The sequence below is a fragment of the Arthrobacter sp. NPDC080086 genome (assembly GCF_040702285.1).
The window spans coordinates 1-15,059 of sequence record NZ_JBFBKP010000010.1 but is presented as its reverse complement, the minus strand read 5'-3'; the positions used below and the strand labels follow the sequence as shown (position 1 = coordinate 15,059).

16 protein-coding genes are annotated in these 15,059 nt (G+C 62.1%); 3 read left to right on the top strand and 13 right to left on the bottom strand.

Going from position 1 to position 15,059, the window contains the following annotated elements; genetic code table 11:
- Position 1 precedes the first annotated feature (1 nt).
- From AB0305_RS05885 to AB0305_RS05825, 13 genes are all read right to left on the bottom strand, one after another.
- Positions 2–709, bottom strand: a complete 708-nt coding sequence (locus AB0305_RS05885) for a DUF1120 domain-containing protein (protein WP_366172049.1) — start codon at positions 707–709, stop codon at positions 2–4.
- Between the two features lie 41 nt (positions 710–750).
- Positions 751–1,476 carry a DUF1120 domain-containing protein gene (locus AB0305_RS05880; RefSeq protein ID WP_366172047.1) on the bottom strand — a complete coding sequence of 242 codons (726 nt, stop codon included), beginning with the start codon at positions 1,474–1,476 and terminating at the stop codon, positions 751–753.
- Between the two features lie 18 nt (positions 1,477–1,494).
- Entirely contained in the window at positions 1,495–2,196 is a 702-nt protein-coding gene (locus tag AB0305_RS05875; protein WP_366172045.1) for a DUF1120 domain-containing protein, read from the bottom strand.
- A 30-nt stretch (positions 2,197–2,226) separates the two neighbouring features.
- Positions 2,227–2,919 carry a DUF1120 domain-containing protein gene (locus tag AB0305_RS05870; protein WP_366172043.1) on the bottom strand — a complete coding sequence of 231 codons (693 nt, stop codon included), beginning with the start codon at positions 2,917–2,919 and terminating at the stop codon, positions 2,227–2,229.
- Between the two features lie 27 nt (positions 2,920–2,946).
- Positions 2,947–3,720: a DUF1120 domain-containing protein gene (locus AB0305_RS05865; protein WP_366172041.1), complete on the bottom strand. Its 774-nt coding sequence runs from the start codon at positions 3,718–3,720 to the stop codon at positions 2,947–2,949.
- Positions 3,686–4,390, bottom strand: a complete 705-nt coding sequence (locus AB0305_RS05860) for a DUF1120 domain-containing protein (protein ID WP_366172039.1) — start codon at positions 4,388–4,390, stop codon at positions 3,686–3,688. The genes AB0305_RS05865 and AB0305_RS05860 overlap by 35 nt, the downstream gene beginning before the upstream one ends.
- A 175-nt stretch (positions 4,391–4,565) precedes the next feature.
- Positions 4,566–5,282: a DUF1120 domain-containing protein gene (locus tag AB0305_RS05855; RefSeq protein WP_366172037.1), complete on the bottom strand. Its 717-nt coding sequence runs from the start codon at positions 5,280–5,282 to the stop codon at positions 4,566–4,568.
- Positions 5,283–5,322: 40 nt separating this feature from the next.
- A complete protein-coding gene (locus tag AB0305_RS05850) occupies positions 5,323–6,120 on the bottom strand; it encodes a DUF1120 domain-containing protein (RefSeq protein WP_366172035.1) in 798 nt (265 codons plus the stop codon).
- Positions 6,121–6,291: 171 nt separating this feature from the next.
- Positions 6,292–7,029, bottom strand: coding sequence for a fimbria/pilus chaperone family protein (locus AB0305_RS05845; protein ID WP_366172033.1), 738 nt, complete (start codon positions 7,027–7,029; stop codon positions 6,292–6,294).
- Between the two features lie 144 nt (positions 7,030–7,173).
- On the bottom strand, positions 7,174–7,734 hold the full coding sequence (locus AB0305_RS05840) for a hypothetical protein (RefSeq protein WP_366172031.1): 561 nt from the start codon (positions 7,732–7,734) through the stop codon (positions 7,174–7,176).
- 15 nt (positions 7,735–7,749) lie between these two features.
- Entirely contained in the window at positions 7,750–10,260 is a 2,511-nt protein-coding gene (locus AB0305_RS05835) for a fimbria/pilus outer membrane usher protein (protein WP_366172029.1), read from the bottom strand.
- A gap of 107 nt (positions 10,261–10,367) precedes the next feature.
- A complete protein-coding gene (locus AB0305_RS05830) occupies positions 10,368–10,754 on the bottom strand; it encodes an antibiotic biosynthesis monooxygenase (RefSeq protein ID WP_366172027.1) in 387 nt (128 codons plus the stop codon).
- Between the two features lie 20 nt (positions 10,755–10,774).
- The gene (locus AB0305_RS05825) at positions 10,775–11,854 is read right to left on the bottom strand and encodes an MBL fold metallo-hydrolase (protein ID WP_366172025.1); all 1,080 of its coding nucleotides are present in this window, start codon (positions 11,852–11,854) and stop codon (positions 10,775–10,777) included.
- A 160-nt stretch (positions 11,855–12,014) separates the two neighbouring features.
- Between AB0305_RS05825 and AB0305_RS05820 the strand changes: the two genes are divergently transcribed.
- The 3 genes from AB0305_RS05820 (at position 12,015) to AB0305_RS05810 (ending at position 15,009) form a co-directional block, all read left to right on the top strand.
- Positions 12,015–12,509 (top strand): MerR family DNA-binding transcriptional regulator, encoded by a 495-nt coding sequence (locus AB0305_RS05820; RefSeq protein WP_366172023.1) that lies wholly within the window; start codon positions 12,015–12,017, stop codon positions 12,507–12,509.
- 179 nt (positions 12,510–12,688) lie between these two features.
- On the top strand, positions 12,689–13,867 hold the full coding sequence (locus AB0305_RS05815; protein ID WP_366172198.1) for an isovaleryl-CoA dehydrogenase: 1,179 nt from the start codon (positions 12,689–12,691) through the stop codon (positions 13,865–13,867).
- Between the two features lie 155 nt (positions 13,868–14,022).
- Positions 14,023–15,009 carry an isocitrate dehydrogenase kinase/phosphatase AceK regulatory subunit gene (locus AB0305_RS05810; protein ID WP_366172021.1) on the top strand — a complete coding sequence of 329 codons (987 nt, stop codon included), beginning with the start codon at positions 14,023–14,025 and terminating at the stop codon, positions 15,007–15,009.
- Positions 15,010–15,059: the final 50 nt, after the last annotated feature.

Genomic DNA, 15,059 nt, shown 5'->3' with positions numbered 1-15,059 from the left:
TTTATTGGTAGCGAATAGAGAACACCGCTTGACCATTCAGCGGCGTGTCTTGCGCCACTTGCAGGCGTGAACCGTAGTTCAGGGCAGCCGTGACCTTCAGCGGAAAGTTAAATTCCGCGCCTGCAACCGGCGTGGTCCCATTGCCTGCCGTAACAAGCACAGAGTCGTTAAAGGACAGATATGCCGCCCCCGCATTCCAGCTTGAACCGTTATTGAGCGAGTAAATTGCGGCTCTGCTCGCGTTATCCACCTTAAGAGCGGATACCGTCAGCGAATAGCCACCGATATTCACAGGGACGCTGTTCACGGTAGTCGCGCCCAATCCGAAGATGTACTGATCTGAATTCACACTCACTGCCGTTTGCATCGCGGTACCGACAATTCGACTGGCGGACTGCATATCCTGGACGGAAAAATTCACGCGCTTGTTTGCGTTGCATATTACGTTCAACGCAGTGTTCCGATCCCCAAGCGAGTAGTACGCATTGGCTGGCAGATCAATCAACCGGATGGTGCCGAAATCGACCGTACCGCCGCCCGTGAAGTTGGCTGAACACGCTGCCGGCACGATGGTGCCCGTGACCGACATGTCCGCCGTCTGCGGCGTCATCTGCGCCGAGGCCGTGGCGACACTCATGGCGAGCCAACCGCCAACAGCAGCGGCAACGAGCGGTTTGAAAGCAGAGTGCATTTGCATGGTGCGTTTCATATTGAATCTCGAAATCCCGTGCGCCCACAGGCGCGCGCTGGTTATTGGTAGTTGATGGCGAACACGGCCTGGCCGTTGAACGGGGTGTCTTGCGCCACCTGCAGGCGTGAGCCGTAATTCAACGCAGCCGTAATGCGCATTGGAAAGTAGAACGCGCGCCCCGCAGTTGCGCCCGCCGCTGCGCTCGTGCCTGCAGAGAAAATTTCACCGCTTGAGGTGTAGTGAGAAACCAATGGAGTCCATGCTGCCGTCCCTACGCGGGTGAGCACGGTTTTGCTAATGCCGTCAACCGTAGTCGGTGGGGACGTTCTGTATGCTATTGAGTAGCTGCCAAGCTTGACTGAAGCCCCACTCACCGAGGCTTCCCCCAATCCATAGACATACTGGGGAGCGGCACGGCCGCTTGTTCCTGTTGCCGCGTACATCGCCGTATCTGCAATCTTGGAAGCGATCTGCAAATCCTGCACAGTAAAAGTAACAGTCTTGTTTGCGGTGCAGTTCACGTTCAGCGCGACATCCCGGCTGCCCACGGCGTAATACGCGTTGGCCGGCAGATCGATCAGCCGAATGGTGCCGAAATCCACTACACCGCCGCCCTCAAAGTTGGCCGAGCACGCTGCCGGCACGATCGTGCCCGTGACCGACATATCGGCCGTCTGCGGCGTTTGCTGCGCGAAGGCCGCTGCTGCGCTCATGGCGATCCAGCCGCCAACAGCGGTCGCGATAAGAAGCCTGGAAATGCGGTGTCGTTGCATGATGTTCTTCAAATCAATGTGTGGTACCGGTTATTCGTAGCGGATGGAGAACACGAGCTGACCATTGAGCGGCGTATCTTGCGCCACTTGCAGGCGCGAGCCGCGGTCTAAGGCGGCGACAATACGCAGTGGGAAATTGAAGACCCGCCCTCGTGTGGGAGGCACAAGTACCCCGCCCATGCTGTACAGTACGCTCCCGTTTGCAAGCAGATGGTCTAAGCTTCCGCCCCCACCCCAAGTCGCACCATTGTCATTCGAGTAGACGATCATCGTGCTAGTCCCATCAATCGTCCCCCGCGGCATCTCCACCACGTAGCTACCCAAGTTGGTGGGCGTGCCATTCACGGCTCCGGTACCCAGTCCGTACAGAAATGTCGCTGCGCTGCCAAGTGCCGCTTGCATATCGGCACCCGTCACCTTGCTGGCAGACTGCAGGTCCACCGCAGAAAAATACACACGCTTGGTTGAGGCGCAGCTAACGATAAGCGCGGTATCGCGACCGCCGAGCCCGTAGGCGGCGTTGTCCGGCAAGTCCGCCACCTTGATGGTTCCAAAATCCACCACACCGCCCCCGGCAAAACTGGCTGAGCATGCCGCAGGCACGATCGTGCCCGTGACGGCCATATCGGCCGTCTGCGGGAGCATCTGCGCCGAGGCAGTGGCCGCGCCTAAAGTGAGCCAAGCGCCAACAGCAGCGGCAACGAGCGGTTTGAAAGCATGGTGCGGTTGCATGGTGTTCCTCTAGTCAATCGCATGAACGGGCTATTGGTAGCCGATCGCAAACACAGCCTGACCGTTGAGCTCGGTGTCGTCATCCACTTGCAGTGCCGTACCCGTGTTCAGTGCAGCGGTAATACGCAGCGGAAAACGAAAGCTCTTGCCTAGCGCTGGCGTTGCCCCATCACCCGCGGTAAAGAGCCGCGTCGTGTTATCCAGATACGCCAGGTTCATAGCCCAGGCCACGCCGCCGTTGTCCGAGTAGATAGCGCTGCGGACAGTGCCATCCACCGTGCGGTTGGTGCTTTGGAGTGTGTAGCTGCCCAAATTCACCACCTCGTCATCCACACTTGCCGTGCCGAGCCCAAACACATAGCGCGCATCAGACGGTGCGCCAAGCGTCGAGTACATCGCCGTGTTGGCAAGCGCGGTATCAGACTGCATATCCGAGACCGAAAGAAACACGCGCTTGCCCGATGAACAGATCACGTTGAGTGCGGTGTCCCGACTGCCCAGCAGGTGATAACCGTGCTCCGGTAGATCTACCCGTGCAATCGTGCCGAAATCCACCTCGGCACCGTTGGAGAAGTGCGCCGAACACGCCGGCGGAATAATCGTGCCCGTGACGGTGAGATCAACCATTTGCGGCGCCAGCTGTGCGGATGCACGGGTTGCGCCCAGAGCCATCCAGCTCACGAGGGCAACCGTCAGAATGTTGGCGACGTATGGCAAGGGCATGATGTTCTTTGGAGCCGACCCGTTGAGTTATTGGTAGTTGATGCTGAACACAGCCTGGCCGTTAAGCCTGGTGTCTTGTGCCACTTGCAGGCGCGAGCCGTAGTTCAGCGCCGCGCGGATCGTCAGCGGGAACTCGAAAGACGTGGCGCTTGTCCGTGCACCCGCACTACTAAATGCGGCGAACAGCCTTCCATCACTGGACAAGGTCAGAATGGCCGACGTCCAATCGGTTCTCCAGGTCGAGCCTGCGTTTGTCGAAAACCGGATCGGACCCGCCGTACCATTGGACCTCGGCTGCCCCGAGAGGATGGAATAACCGCCCAGGTTGACTGTCGTACTGTCGACGACACCGGTGCCCAACCCATACACAGTCGTCGGATCAGCGGACGTTGCCAGGGCTGTATACATGGCTGCGTCCGCGACTCTGGAGGCCGACTGCAAATCAGCCACACTGAATGTCACGTACTTGCTTGAACTGCAGTTCACACTCAGCGTGATGTCCTTGCTCCCAAGCGAGCTGTAAGCATTGGCGGGCAGATCGATCAACCGAATGGTGCCGAAATCCACTTCGCCGCCCCCGGTAAACGCAGCCGAGCATGCGGCGGGAACAATGGTGCCCGTGACCGACATGTCGGCGGTCTGCGGCGTGAGTTGCGCAAAGGCCGTCGATGCACTCGCCAGAATGGCGGCAGCTACCAGGGCTTTTGGCATGGCGTTGGCTAGATGCGTCATAAGGTTCTCGATCCCAAAAAAGGGTCGGTGCGGGCTATTGGTAATTAATGCTGAACTGGACTTGGCCATTGAGCCTGGTGTCATCGGCCACTTGTAGACGCGAGCCGTGGTTCAGTGCTGCGGTAATTTGCAATGGAAAGATGAACTCGCGGCCTGCTGCCGGGCGATTGCCGTTCCCAGCGGAATTGAGCCGATTCGTAGACACCGCAGAAATCATCGTCACCCCTGCCCAACTTGCGCCCGCATTGTCTGAGTAGATGTCGCCCACGACCGTGCCATTCACGCTTCGACCGGCACTTCGGATTGCGTAGCTGCCAAGATTCACAGTGCTACTGCCAACCGTCGCAGTACCCAGCCCGAACATGTGCGCATCGTTTGTGGCTTCGCCCGTATTGAGCAACGCATACATCTGCGCATCAGAAATCCGGCTGCCGCTCTGCAAATCCCTGACCTGGAAATTCACTTGCTTGTTCGTCGTGCAGCTCACGCGCAGCGCCGTGTTCCGGCTTCCCAGCGAGTGGTATGCATTCGGAGGCAGATCAATCAACCTGATCGTGCCGAAGTTCACTTCGCCACCCCCATCGAATGCAACCGAGCACGCTGGCGGCACGATCGTGCCCGTGACCGACATGTCGGCGGTCTGCGGGGCCATCTGCGCAAAGGCCACCGATACGCCGCCCGCAAACAGGCTGCCGATTGCGGCGGCAATCAAGGCGATAGAAAAGTGTTTGCGTTGCATACAGTTCCTCAAATCAATCCAATTGAAATGACCCAGCGACTGGCTTGATTTCATTGTGCGGGGACAGACAATCCATTCCGATGAGAATGGTCCGAATTTGTACAAATTGTTGCGAGGCTCAGAAAAAAGCCGCCTCTTGTGGAGGCGGCCTTGGCTGCTGGCCTAACCAGGGTGCTTAGTTGTACGACACCGTAAAGGTGGCCGAGCCGTCCAGCGCGATGTTTTCGTCCAGCGGCATATTGGTCGTGTTGTTCAACGCCGCCAGCACCGACAGCGGGAACGTGAAGGTGCGTGCCGACACCGGCGTCGGGCTCGCACCCGTCGGGCCTGCCGAGTAGAAGTTGGTGCCACCGGCGGCCATCGCCACCGGCGTGGCTGAGGCCGTCCAAGTCGCCTTGTCGGTGGAGCTCAGTACGGCGGGCTGCACGGAAGCGCTACCGCCATAGGTAGTCACCACCGAAGCGGGGCCGAGGCGCACTACATACGCACCAATGTTCGTCCCGCTGTGAGTGCCAAGGCCAAACACTTGCGTGTCGTCCATGCTGGCACTGCCCAGCGCGGTCTTCATGGCCGTGTCTTTGATGGCGCTGGTGCTACGGTTATCGATCACGCTCACGTAGGCCGGCGTGTTGGCACCGCACACCACTTGCAGGCTCTGGTCGCGCGAGGTCAGGGCAAGATATTCGGTGGCTTTCAGGTCCATACCGGCCAGGTTGCCGTATGCGACTGCGCCACCGCCGGTAAAGCTCACATTGCAAGCGCCCGGCGTCAGTACGCCCGTGACAGTCAGCGTGCTGTTGAAGGTGCCCGACGTTTGTGCAAAGGCCGGAGCAGTGAAGGCTGCGCCCAGCACAGCCAGGGCGGCGACTTTGGTAATCATGTTGCGAGTCATGGTGTCCTCTTATCCTGAGACGAGTAAAGGCTGATGCTGGTTACTGGTAGCTAATGGCGAAGATGGCTTGGCCGTTCAGCCTGGTGTTATCTGCCACCTGCAGGCGCGAGCCGTAGTTCAATGCTGCCGAGACGCGCAGGGGGAACTGGAAAACCGTGCCCGTAGTGATAACGGCTGTGGCGCTGGTGCCGGCGCTGTATGCCGGAAAACCGGTGACTGTCTTAGACACCCAGTTGGCAGCAGCCCAAGCTCCGCCATTGCTGGCTTGGGTGATTGCCGTTCGGACTGCACTGGTGCCACCAACAGTCGCGGTAGGCGCTTGCATCTGGATGGCGTAGCTGCCAAGGTTGACCGGAGTGCTGCCCACGGTGGCCGTACCCAGCCCAAACACGTAGTTCGCGTTAGCCGTAATGCCGCCAAGCGCTGTGTACATCGCCGTGTCTGCAATGGCATTGGCGGTCTGCGCGTCCGTCACTGCAAACATCACGCGCTTGCCAGCGTTGCAATTCACGTTGAGCGTGACGTCTTTCGTACCTGGGATGCGGTAGTACGCGCTGTCAGGCAGGTCAATCAGTCGGATCGTGCCGAAATCCACCTCACCACCGCCGGTGAAGTTGGCCGAGCACGATGCCGGCACGATCGTACCGGTGACGGTCATGTCCACCGACTGTGGCGCCATTTGCGCGAATGCAGTCGATGCGCCCACGGAAGCCAAGCCAGCAACAGCCGCTGTCACCAGGGTCTTGGACAAAGGATTGAATCGCATGGTGTTCCTCGAAACAAATTGAATGTGGCTGCCGTTGTAAGGGACCCCGGGCGCCTTGGGGGTGAGCTTCATTCTGTTGGACGGGCCGGCTTGGATAAATGAGAAAAGTCCTATTCGGCCGAGCCCTGTTGCGGCGCCGCCAAACGTGGCGGTGGTGCCCCAACATCCGAATCCATCAGGCGTAAAAAAGGCTGCGCTGCCGATGCAACGCAGCCCACGGAAACGTCGTGGAACGAGGGGGAATCAGTTCGTTGCCGTTGTTTCCACCGTTGCATTACCCAGTTGCACCGTGTATGGCTCCAGCGCGTAGCCATAGGCACTGAACGGCGTGATCTGCACTTGCTGCGCGTTCTTCAGCGCCGCGCCATCCTTGAGCTTGATCTCGACCTTGCTGCCCGGCACCACGTACGACTTGGGCATGGCGGCCTCGATATCGCCCGGCAGCAGCTTGACGCGCTGGTCCATGCGGACCACGTAGGCGCTGTCGTTTGCCACGGTGAGGGTGTCGCCGTTGAGCGACCACTTCAGATGCGTCCAGGGCGTCTTGTCTTCAGCCAGGGCCTTCGGGCGGATCACGATCGGCAAGTCTTGACGCACAGTCAGCGTCACCTTGTTCTTGCCGTCGTTCTTTTGCTCGGGAATGCCGTCAAAGGTGACGCGCGCATAGCGCTCCACGGCCAGCGGCTCTTTGTTGGTGAGCATGAAACGCACGGTCTGCTTCTTGCCCGGGTCTACGCGGGCCACCGGCGGGGTCAGCACGACGGGCGGGTTCGGGTCGTCCGACACGGCTTCGATCTTGGCGTACATCAGCGAAGGCGCTGCATCGGTGTTGGTCACCACCATGGAGCCTTCACCGTCGGCCTCTTGAATCAACACCACGGTCGATTCGGGTTGCATGCCGGCCGCGTGCGCGGTCAGGCCTGCCATTGCGAACAGCGCGCCAACCAGTGCACTGGCCATCTTCGGTTGCATCGTCTTCATTAAGCTCTCCTTGTCGTCCAATCTGAAATTCCAAAACGGCGGGCATCGCGTTCTTTGCAAGCCCCCCTTTGCAAACAAGTGTGGATGACGGAGCCTTGGAGATGAATGAGATTTGTCCGAAACGCAGACCGCCAAATGCGCGTGCTAGCGAGCTTCCAGCGTGAGTTGGCTTGCCGCGTTGAACGTCACTTGCTGTGCGATGCGCACGGCATCGGCCGGCACGCTGGCCGACACCTGGAGCGTGACATCGAGGCGCGCGCCACGCAGCAGTTCCTGACCGCTGACGGGCGCGATGATGTCGTTGGCCTTGAGCACCAGGTCACCGGTTGCAGCCTCACTGGGCGCCTGCCCCGCCGCCGACAGCCGCGCGAGCTGTACGGGCGTGCCATCCAGCCGCGCATCGAGAACGCGCACGCTGAAGGTGCCGGAGTCGCCAAATTTGAGGGTGTCGTCAGTGCCGGCAGGCGTGGCGCGAAACACCAGGTTCATCTGTGCGGGCGCCTTACACACGGCCGTGTAAAGGCGGCGCGTGGGGCTCGGGCGGATCTGGCCCGCATCTTTGCCGACACCGGGGCGCATGGCGCCGAAATCCACCGTGGCGTCAGAAAACTGCGTGGTGCAGTCGGCAGCCAGTGCGCTGGCGCCGCCGGTCAGGCATACCGCGCCGATCAGCCACGGCAGGAGGGGGCGTAGAACGTGCGTCATGTGGGTCTCGTCTCGTTAGGCTTTGCAAATACCATCCACCGCGTCGAACGGGCGGTTGGCGTCGGGTTTCTCGGGCAGGGTGTATTCGATGCGGCACAGGCTGCCATCGTCAAATTTGACCTGCAGGTCGGTCTTCGGAATGTTGTCCAGGAACACGATGCCCTCGCCGACCGACGTGGTGACGTACTGGCCATCGGTGCCCAGCACCGGCAACGCTGCCGGCAGTGCCGAGCCATTGCCCGACTTCACGCGCAGCAGCAGGCGCCGCACCTTGTTCACGCCAAACTCGACGAAGTTGACCGAGCCACGGCCGGCCTCGACGTATTCGATACCGTTGTTGATGTCGACGTTGCGCGGCAGGCTCTTGGTCAGCAGTTCCACACGCGACTGCTTGTAGGCCGACAGCGTCGGAATGACCGCGCGCCCGCCCCAGTCTGTCCACACCGTGCCCTGCGGCGTGCTGACACGCACGCCGCCAAGGTCGCCCGCCTGCACCACGCCAAACGTATCGCCGATGTGGTACGGCGACAGCGTGACGCCGGCGCGCGAGATCACGCCGCCGCCCTGCAACTGCCCTGAGTACGACGTGTTGTTCGCCCCCGCCTGCGAGTACGTCAGCATGGCCTGCGTATAACGCGGCGTGAGCGACACCGAACCGTTGACGTTCGGGCCGTTGCCGTTCGGGTTCGTTTCCGCGCGTGCGGTGTAGCTGAGTGCCTCGTTCACACTTTGGGAGACACCGGCGCCAAAGCGCGTGCTGCCGCCGGCATTGGTGGCAAAGCTCTGCACGGAGGCCTTGCCCAGCGGCATGCTCAGCATGGCGTAGAAGCGCACGCCGCCCGACTGGGCCGACAGCGCGGCCGGCCCGCTGACATTGCCCAGATCCTTCTCCAGGTTGACGGACAGCGTGGCGGTGCCGATCTTGCGGTTCCAGCTCACCGCGGCGTACTGCGTGGTCGGGCCATAGTAAGCGCTATTGCGCGAGTAGGACGCGCTGATGCCGCCGATGAACGCGTTCTGCCACGTCATCGATGCGGTGTACTGGTTGCGAAAGCGCGAGGAGAACGCCGATTGCGGCTCCGACAGCGTGTCGCCCATCGCGCGAAAGCCTTCGGTCTGCTGCGTGGCCGATACGCTGCCCGTCAGGCCTTCGGCCACACGCACACTCAGCGAGCCGCTGACACTGGCGCCGCGCACGCCCTCTTCCCGCGCATTCGATACCGTCGTTTGCAGATTGGCCGTGATGTTGTTGGTCAGCAGCGAATCCACGCTGGCCGCCGCCGATTGATAACCCGCGGCGGCCAGGCCAGCGGCGGTGACGTTGTACCGCGTGGCCAGGTTCCAGCCCTTGGTGGCCGTGATGACCAGCGGCGTATCGATGCCCGCGTTGCTGACGTCGCGCACCTTGCCCACCGCTACGGAAAGCCCTTGCGCCGGACGCGCACCCGGGCGCAGCGAGGCCGCCGGCACGGTGTAGCGGCGCTGGGTGCCGTCATTCTCGGTGAGTGTGACTTCCAGATCGGCCGAGCTGCTCACCATCGGCAACCCCGACAGCGTGAACGGCCCCGCCGGCACCACGGTCGACTGGATCAGCACGCCCATCTGGCGCACGTCCACGCGCGACTGGCTGTTGGCGATGCCCTCGAACGACGGCCCCCCCTGCTGCGGCACCAGCGCCATGTCCGGCACATACTGCACGCCCAGGATGGGCGGCACCGCGAGCAGGCTGCCCGTCACGTTGATCTGCCCCGCCTGCACCATCGACTTCTGCTCGGCAAAGGTCTTCTGGGCATACGTGTACAGGTGGTTGACGGCGCTCTTGCCATCTTGCGCGGTGTAGCTGTGGCGGCTGCGGACGATCCAGTCGCCAGCGTTCACGCCGACTTCACCGTCGCCAAAAAGGAAAGTGCTGCCAGAGCCACCGCCCTGGTTGCTCATGCCGAGCAGGCTGTAGTTGAACATGCCGGCCACGCCACCCGTGGCGTACGAGCCCGATGCCGTGCCCAGCGGTTTGAGCGCTTCCTGCGGCACCACCAGGCGCACGATGTTCTCGCCGGGCTCCAGCGTGATCTCAGCTTGCGGCACGTCCTTGCGGTAGTCGTAGCAGCCGGCAGGCATCTCGCCTTGCAGCGCTTCGGGCACCTGCAGGCCGCCGCGTTCGAGCAGCGCACGGTCAACACAAAGCTGGCCGTCGTTGTCGAATCGCGCCATGACGGCGCCGCGCGACTCCTCGTTGACGAACAGCTTGATGCGATGTGCGCCCGGCGTGAAACGGGCGGCTTGGCTGAAGTAGGCGGCAAGTGCGGGATCGATGCCGCGCGCACGCAAGGCGTCGGCATCGAAGGTGACAGCGTCACCGGAGCGTGCCGCGCTTTGCGGGGCAGCGGCATTCGGCTGATTGGCCGCCAGCGCGCCGGCCGGCGACATGGCCGCCAGCACTAGCAGAAAGATCGGGGAAAGACGGGACCGCGGCAACCGCGGCGAGAGAACCACCTGGCTGCAGCGCAGCCGGGTGGTTTGGGTCATCGGGCGCGCAACACTTTGTTAAAAGAGTTGCCCCGAGTATCTCGGGCAGGCGCGCGCCGATAAATGAGAAAAATCCGAAAGACTAGTCCTACTGAGTGCCGCGCACGTCAGCGCACAAACCCGTAGTCGTATTCCACCTTGGCAATGCGCAGGTGGTACGACGCATACCACTGCTCGCGCCCCATCTTCTGCGCAGCCAGGTGCTCGCTCTGGTTTTTCCACTCGCGAATGGCCTCCAGCGATGACCAGTACGACACCGTGATCCCCGGTCGCCCCTGCGCGCCCGCCAGTTCATCGCGTACAGATTCGATGCCGAGGAAGCCCGGCATGTCGCGCGCCAGTTCCACCATGCGATCGGCCATCGCACCGTAGCCGTTGTCGCCATCAGTGCGCGCGGAGGAGAAGATCACCGCGTAATACGGCGCCGGGGGCGTCTGCGCAGGAAACGGCATAACGGCGGCGCTGTCGTCGAGAACGTCGTGCTGGTCGGCCATGTTGGGCTCCGAATCTTGGGTCAGGTTGCTGCGTGAAAGCGGACGATACCGTCGGTGCCGGTCTCGCGCACCAGTTCGCCGCGATGCCACAGCGCGTGGAGGTGGGCGAGCGCCTCGCCCATCGCAAACGTCATCTGGTGCACATCGAACTGGCGCTTGAAGATGACGTTGACGATGTCGCGCGCGGATTGCGGCGCGGCCTTGCATGCGGCCAGCGTTTCGGCAAGGCGATCGGCGTGGTGGTCGCGCAGTTGGCGCAGTCGCGTGTGCAGGCCGCGGAACGGCCGGCCGTGCGACGGCAGGATCAGCACGTTTTCCGGCAGCGGCTCGTACTTGCCGAGGGAATCGAGATACAGCGTGAGCGGATCGGCCTCGGGCTCAAGGTCGAACACGCTCACGTTGGTGGAGATGCGCGGCAGGACCATGTCGCCGGAGATCAGCACGTTGGCATCTTCGCTGTAGAGCGCGACGTGCTCGGGGGCGTGGCCGAAGCCGGTGATGACGCGCCAGTTGTGCTGGCCGATGGTGACGACGTCGCCATCCATCAGGCGGCGATATTGGCCGGGCACACCGGGCACCAGCGTGCTGTAGTAATCCTTGCGGTTGCGGATGCGGTCGATTGCGTCTTGGTCCACCAAACCGTGGCGCTCGAAATGGCGAGCGGCAAATTCGCCGCCCGCGTTGGAAGCGCCCGTGCCGCCCACCAACATGCGTGCAAAGGCGTAGTCGCCCAGGCTCATCCACAGACGCACGTTCCAGCGTTTCTGGTCGCCGCCCTCGCACAGCCAACTCGACAGGCCAACGTGGTCCGGATGGCAATGCGTCACCAGAACGCGCAGCACCGGCAGGCCATCGAGGTGGTTCGCGAAAATGGTTTCCCAATACCCGCGAATGGCTTCGTGGTTGATGCCGCAGTCGATGATCGTCCAGCCGTCCTGCCCGTCTAAGTGATCGCGCAACAGCCAGAGGTTGATGTGGTCAAGCGCGAACGGCAGCGGCATGCGCAGCCAGTAGATGCCAGGGGCAACTTCAAACCGGGTGCCGCCTTCGGGAAGCGTGTCGCCAAAGGGATAGTCGAGTTGGTGTTCGAGCGCGTTCATGGGAATGTGGTCTCGGTCGCCGCTTGGCAGCGGTTTCTGCGATTGCGATTTTGGGCAATTGACGCTAACGTAAACGTCAATTCGCCGCCGGTCATCCATCTTAAGCGAAAACTTAATGGCACAGCCCGGCGTGCTTCTGCCATCACTGGATTCTCCGCGCATGTCCGCTTCCACTCCGTCTGCCGCTGCGCTGACCGCCGATCTCGAATCGGGCGACGCCTGCGAACAAGCTGACGCCAGCTACACCATCACCGACCTCGCACGTGAATTCGACATCACGCCGCGCGCCATCCGCTTCTACGAAGACCAGGGCCTGCTGGCGCCCGATCGCCAAGGCCCGGGCGGGCGCCGCCGCGTGTATTCCGCCGGTGAGCGTACGCGCCTGAAGCTGACTTTGCGCGGCAAGCGGCTCGGGCTGTCGCTGGGCGAGATCAAGGAGATCCTCGATCTGTATGAATCGCCGCGCGATACGGTGCCGCAGTTGGAGCGCTTCCTGGCCTCGCTGGCGCAGCACCGCGCCGTGCTCACGCAGCAGTTGGATGACCTCAACGCGCAACTAGCGGAAATCGACCAGCACGAGCGCCAATGCCGTCGCCTTCTTGAAGGCGCCCAGGCAGGCGCAGCCAAGCCGCCCAAGCGACGCAAGACCGCCTGATTCCGCTCCCTTACGTCGTTGACGATTATTGACGTTTACGTAAACGTCAATACAATACGCAACACCCTCCCGGCGCCGGTGCGCCCGTCACAAGCGGCGCGCACCTCACAACGCCGGATCCCATACCAAAACACAGCGGCCTGCTTTTTCCCTGCATGTGCCCAAGGAGACCCACCATGATTGACCTGCCCGGCTTGAAATTCGACTTGGGCGAAGACATCGAGATGCTGCGTTCGGCCGTGCGCAACTGGGCGCAGGGCGAGTTGGCACCGCGTGCCGGCGAGATCGACCGCACCGACCAGTTCCCGATGGACGCGTGGCGCAAGATGGGTGAACTGGGCGTGCTCGGCATCACGGTGGCCGAGGAGTACGGCGGCGCCAACATGGGCTACCTGGCGCACATGATCGCCATGGAAGAGATCAGCCGCGCGTCGGCGTCGGTCGGCCTGTCGTATGGCGCGCACTCCAACCTGTGCGTGAACCAGATCCACCGCAACGGCACGCCGGCACAGAAGGCCAAGTACTTGCCCAAGCTGGTGTCCGGCGAATGGGTGGGCGCCCTGGCGATGAGCGAGCCGAATGCCGGGTCGGACGTCGTCAGCATGAAGCTGCGCGCGGAGCTGAAAGGCGACCGCTACGTGCTCAACGGCACCAAGATGTGGATCACCAACGGGCCGGATTGCGACGTGCTCGTCGTCTACGCGAAGACCGAGCCCGAGCTGGGTGCGCGTGGCATGACGGCGTTCATCGTCGAGAAGGGCATGAAGGGCTTCTCGGTGGCGCAAAAGCTGGACAAGCTCGGCATGCGCGGCTCGCACACGGGCGAGCTGGTGTTCGACAACGTGGAAGTGCCGGTGGAGAACATCCTCGGCCAGGAAAACGGCGGCACCAAGGTGCTGATGAGCGGCCTGGATTACGAGCGCGCGGTGCTCTCCGGTGGCCCGATCGGCATCATGCAGGCGTGCATGGATGTGGTCACGCCGTACATCCACGACCGCAAGCAGTTCGGCCAGAGCATTGGTGAATTCCAGCTCATCCAGGGCAAGATGGCCGACATGTACACCACGCTGCAGGCGTGCCGCGCGTACCTGTACACGGTCGGCAAGAACCTCGACTCGCTGGGCCGCGACCACGTGCGCCAGGTGCGCAAGGACTGCGCCGGGGTGATTCTCTATACCGCCGAGAAGGCCACGTGGATGGCCGGCGAAGCCATCCAGATCCTGGGCGGCAACGGCTATATCAACGAATTCCCGGTCGGCCGCCTGTGGCGTGACGCCAAGCTGTACGAAATTGGCGCCGGCACATCGGAAATCCGCCGCATGCTGATCGGCCGGGAACTGTACGCAGAAACGATGTAAGGCGGGGGCCGGGTGGTCATCCCGGACGGGCCGATGGCATCGGGTCATCGGCCAAACGGATAAGGAGGCGGAACGGTTTCAGGACGTGAACACGCTAGCGTTGACCCTACAATCTAGGTCTTCCTGGTTTGCTGCTCCCTCCCCGCGCACACGCCATGTCCCATTTCCCCAAGCTCCTCTCGTCGCAAATCGCCTTTGACGTGGCGCGCACGATGCTCGACGGCTTCGACAAGCACTATCGCTTGTTTCGCGAGGTGTGCATCCAGGCCAAGGCTGCGTTCGAGCACGGAGACTGGGCGGCCATGCAGCAACTGCAGCGCGACCGCATTGCCTACTACGACGAGCGCGTGCGTGAAGCGTCGGTCATCCTCGAAGACGAATACGACGCCGAGAACATCGACGACGAGATCTGGCGCCAGATCAAGCTGCACTACATCGGCCTCTTGACCAACCATCACCAGCCGGAGCTGGCCGAGACGTTCTTCAACTCGGTGTGCACGCGCATCCTGCACCGCTCGTATTTCAGCAACGATTTCATCTTCGTGCGGCCGGCCATCTCGACGGAATACATCGAGAACGAAGAGTCGCCCACCAAGCCGACGTACCGCGCCTACTACCCTGGCACACGTGAAGGTCTGGGCAATTGCTTCGAGCGCATCGTGCACAACTTCCAGCTCGAAGCGCCCTTTGAAGACCTGCGCCGCGACATCGGCTACCTGATGCGCGCCGTGGAAGAGCACTTTGGCGACTACCGCATCGCGCCGAATTTCCAGATCCACGTGCTGTCGTCGCTGTTCTTCCGCAACACGGCGGCGTACATCATCGGGCGCGTGATCAACGGCGACAAAACGTATCCGCTGGCCGTGCCGATCATGCGCAATGCGAGCGGCCAGCTGCGGCTGGACACCGTACTGCTGCGCCCGGAACAGTTGCTGATCCTGTTCTCGTTCACGCACTCGTACTTCATGGTGGACATGGAGATTCCGTCCGCCTACGTGACCTTCCTGCGTGACCTGATGCCGCGCAAGCCGCGCGCCGAGATCTACACCTCGCTCGGCCTGCAGAAGCAGGGCAAGAATCTGTTCTACCGCGATTTCCTCCATCCTGCAGGGCCCGGTGGAAGTGCTGCTGAATCGACATGACATGGGGGCGGAAACGCTGCATCTGCGTCCGGGCCAAGTCCGGACCATCG

Bases quoted from the DNA above. Each gene is read 5' to 3' on its own strand.
- AB0305_RS05885 (WP_366172049.1), bottom strand. From the start codon at position 709: ATGAAACGCACCATGCAAATGCACTCTGCTTTCAAACCGCTCGTTGCC.
- AB0305_RS05875 (WP_366172045.1), bottom strand. From the start codon at position 2,196: ATGCAACCGCACCATGCTTTCAAACCGCTCGTTGCCGCTGCTGTTGGC.
- AB0305_RS05870 (WP_366172043.1), bottom strand. From the start codon at position 2,919: ATGCCCTTGCCATACGTCGCCAACATTCTGACGGTTGCCCTCGTGAGC.
- AB0305_RS05865 (WP_366172041.1), bottom strand. From the start codon at position 3,720: ATGGCCAAGTCCAGTTCAGCATTAATTACCAATAGCCCGCACCGACCC.
- AB0305_RS05860 (WP_366172039.1), bottom strand. From the start codon at position 4,390: ATGCAACGCAAACACTTTTCTATCGCCTTGATTGCCGCCGCAATCGGC.
- AB0305_RS05855 (WP_366172037.1), bottom strand. From the start codon at position 5,282: ATGACTCGCAACATGATTACCAAAGTCGCCGCCCTGGCTGTGCTGGGC.
- AB0305_RS05850 (WP_366172035.1), bottom strand. From the start codon at position 6,120: ATGAAGCTCACCCCCAAGGCGCCCGGGGTCCCTTACAACGGCAGCCAC.
- AB0305_RS05845 (WP_366172033.1), bottom strand. From the start codon at position 7,029: ATGAAGACGATGCAACCGAAGATGGCCAGTGCACTGGTTGGCGCGCTG.
- AB0305_RS05840 (WP_366172031.1), bottom strand. From the start codon at position 7,734: ATGACGCACGTTCTACGCCCCCTCCTGCCGTGGCTGATCGGCGCGGTA.
- AB0305_RS05835 (WP_366172029.1), bottom strand. From the start codon at position 10,260: ATGACCCAAACCACCCGGCTGCGCTGCAGCCAGGTGGTTCTCTCGCCG.
- AB0305_RS05830 (WP_366172027.1), bottom strand. From the start codon at position 10,754: ATGGCCGACCAGCACGACGTTCTCGACGACAGCGCCGCCGTTATGCCG.
- AB0305_RS05825 (WP_366172025.1), bottom strand. From the start codon at position 11,854: ATGAACGCGCTCGAACACCAACTCGACTATCCCTTTGGCGACACGCTT.
- AB0305_RS05820 (WP_366172023.1), top strand. From the start codon at position 12,015: ATGTCCGCTTCCACTCCGTCTGCCGCTGCGCTGACCGCCGATCTCGAA.
- AB0305_RS05810 (WP_366172021.1), top strand. From the start codon at position 14,023: ATGTCCCATTTCCCCAAGCTCCTCTCGTCGCAAATCGCCTTTGACGTG.